The organism is Streptomyces sp. NPDC089915 (assembly GCF_040684675.1).
Classification (GTDB): domain Bacteria; phylum Actinomycetota; class Actinomycetes; order Streptomycetales; family Streptomycetaceae; genus Streptomyces.
This window is the reverse complement of record NZ_JBFBGN010000309.1, coordinates 1-2,282: the sequence shown is the minus strand read 5'-3', so window position 1 is coordinate 2,282 and position 2,282 is coordinate 1. Positions and strand designations below refer to the sequence as shown.

General features: G+C 69.5%; 2 protein-coding genes and 1 pseudogene. 2 read left to right on the top strand and 1 reads right to left on the bottom strand.

All coding sequences use genetic code 11. The annotated features are described in order from the left end of the window. Window positions 1-883 (top strand): annotated as a pseudogene (locus tag AB0O29_RS35210) (glucose-6-phosphate dehydrogenase); the annotation flags it as partial. Between the two features lie 9 nt (window positions 884-892). Here the strand turns inward: AB0O29_RS35210 and AB0O29_RS35205 are convergent. Continuing rightward, window positions 893-1,228 carry a beta/gamma crystallin domain-containing protein gene (locus AB0O29_RS35205; RefSeq protein WP_365160323.1) on the bottom strand — a complete coding sequence of 112 codons (336 nt, stop codon included), beginning with the start codon at window positions 1,226-1,228 and terminating at the stop codon, window positions 893-895. A 313-nt stretch (window positions 1,229-1,541) separates the two neighbouring features. Between AB0O29_RS35205 and AB0O29_RS35200 the strand changes: the two genes are divergently transcribed. Further along, the coding region (locus AB0O29_RS35200; protein WP_365160320.1) for an SDR family NAD(P)-dependent oxidoreductase at window positions 1,542-2,282 on the top strand (741 nt) is incomplete at its 3' end.

Sequence of the window (2,282 nt, the reverse complement as noted above, 5' to 3'; positions counted from 1 at the left end):
CAACGTCCTCGCCCTCCGCTTCGCCAACGGCTTCTTCGAGCCGCTGTGGAACCGCGAGCACATCAGCCACGTACAGATCGACGTGCCCGAGCACATCGACATCCAGGGCCGCGCCCGCTTCTTCGAGGGCACGGGTACCTTCCGGGACATGGTGGTCACCCACCTGTTCCAGCTGCTCGGGTTCATCGCGATGGAACCCCCGGTCGCCCTGGAGGCGGACGCGCTGCGCGACGAGCAGGTCAAGGTCTTCCGCAGCATGCGCCCGCTGGACCCCGCAGCCGTGGTCCGCGGCCAGTACACGGGCTACCGCGACGAGCAGGGCGTGGACCCGGCGTCGGACACGGAGACGTTCGCGGCGCTCCGCGTCGGCATCGACAACTGGCGCTGGGCCGGCGTGCCGTTCCACCTCCGTACGGGCAAGGCCCTCGCCGAGGGCAGGCACGTGGTCACGCTCGGACTGCGCGAGCCGGTCCTGCGGATGTTCCCGCTGGACGCGCGGGCGGCCGCCGACGGCCGGAGCAACGAACTCGTCATCGACTTCGACGACCCGGGCTCCATCACCGCCCGGTTCCTGGTGAAGGAACCCGGCCCGTCGATGCGGTTGGCCGAAGCCGACATGGTGTTCGACTTCGGCACCTCGTTCGCCGCGCAGAACCTCCTGGAGGGATACGAGCACCTCCTCCTGGAGGCCATGCGCGGCAACCAGGCCCTGTTCACCCGGTCCGACGGGGTCGAACGGCTCTGGGAGGTCGCCGCCCCGCTGCTCGACCGGCCGCCGGCGGTCGAACCGTACGCCCCCGGAAGCTGGGGCCCGGAGAGCATCGACGCCCTTGTCGCCCCCTACCGCTGGCACCTGCCCGACCGGCGGGCGGCTTCCTCGTAGGGCCCTCGGTCAGTAGATCTTGATCCAGGTGATGGTGAGGTCGGAGCCGTCGATGTTTATGGAGGACCCCCACTTGTCGAGGTGGTTGATCCTGCCGTTGATCTGGACGTCGACCTGGTTGTTTCCGGCCTCGATCTTGTCCACCTTGTAGATCTTGACGTACTGCGAACCCGCGTTGGCGAAGCAGAGGTGCTGGGTGCGGTTGTAGTTGGTGATCCTGAGGAAGTCGCTGCGACTGCCGCAGTCGGTGCGGCCGAGGGCCGCCGCCGAGCTCACGGGGATGACCGCGGTCAGGGCCGCCGCGGCGGCGATGGTGAAGGAAAACCTCTTGAACGAGTTCCTCATCGGAGCTCTCCTCTGTATCCGTGGGTCGCGCACCTCTGCGCTGACGAGTCCGAACGTGCCCGGCGCCGCCACGCCGCTCCTCGGCTCTCAGGCCGGGCCGGTCTCTTCGGGAGCCGGGGTGCGAGCAGGCTACCTTACCGATCTTGAAGATCCGGCATCCCAAGTGGGCTTATGCGGGCCGGTGTTGCGGACAGCCGCGGCGAATGGACAGGGCGGTCAACCCCGATCACGCTAACCGGATGGGTCATCCGGATGTGCTACGGTCGCGCCAAGTGGATGGAGTATCCGGATAACGCCAGGGGTGGATGAAGTGGTGAAGAGAACCGCTGTGGTCACGGCCGGAACGGCCGGCATCGGTGGGGAGACCGCGCTGGGTCTGGCCGCCGCCGGGTTCGCGGTCACCGTGGTCGGGCGCGACCCGGACCGGGGCGCCCGAGCGGTCGGCCGGATCAACGCGACCGGACCGGTCCACCCCGCCCGGTTCCTTTCCGCGGACCTCGCCTCGCTCGACGAGGTGCGCGCGCTCGCCGACCGGATCGCCGCCGAGCACGCCGCCTCGGGCGAACCGCTGACCGTACTGGTCAACAACGTCGGGGCGATGTTCGCGGAGCGGCGGGACCTGGGCGGCGTCGAGGCCTCGTTCGTCGTCAACCACCTCTCGCCCTACCTGCTGACCGAACTGCTGCTGCCCACGCTGACGGCCGGTGCGCCGAGCCGGATCGTGAACGTGACCTCGGGCGCCGTCGGGGTCGCCAAGCGGGTGTTCGACGCCGTCGAACCTCCCGGCGGCTACTACGGATTCCACTGGTACGGCCGCGCCAAGCTCGCCCACCTCGCCTACACGCTCGACCTGGCCGAGAGGCTGGACGGCACGGGCGTATCGGTCTTCGCCGCAGACCCCGGCGGCGCCGCGACCGACATGACCAACGGCACGATGACCGACCCGAAGATCGTCTCGCCCGGCCTGCGGCTGCTGTGGCCGCTGGTGCGCCGCAGGTTCGAACGGTCAACCTCGGGTCCCGCGTCCGTGGCGGCCAGGCCCTCGATCGTGGCC

What these genes read in the sequence shown, in the direction of transcription:
- AB0O29_RS35205 (WP_365160323.1), bottom strand. Translation starts at nt 1,228, where the DNA reads ATGAGGAACTCGTTCAAGAGGTTTTCCTTCACCATCGCCGCCGCGGCG.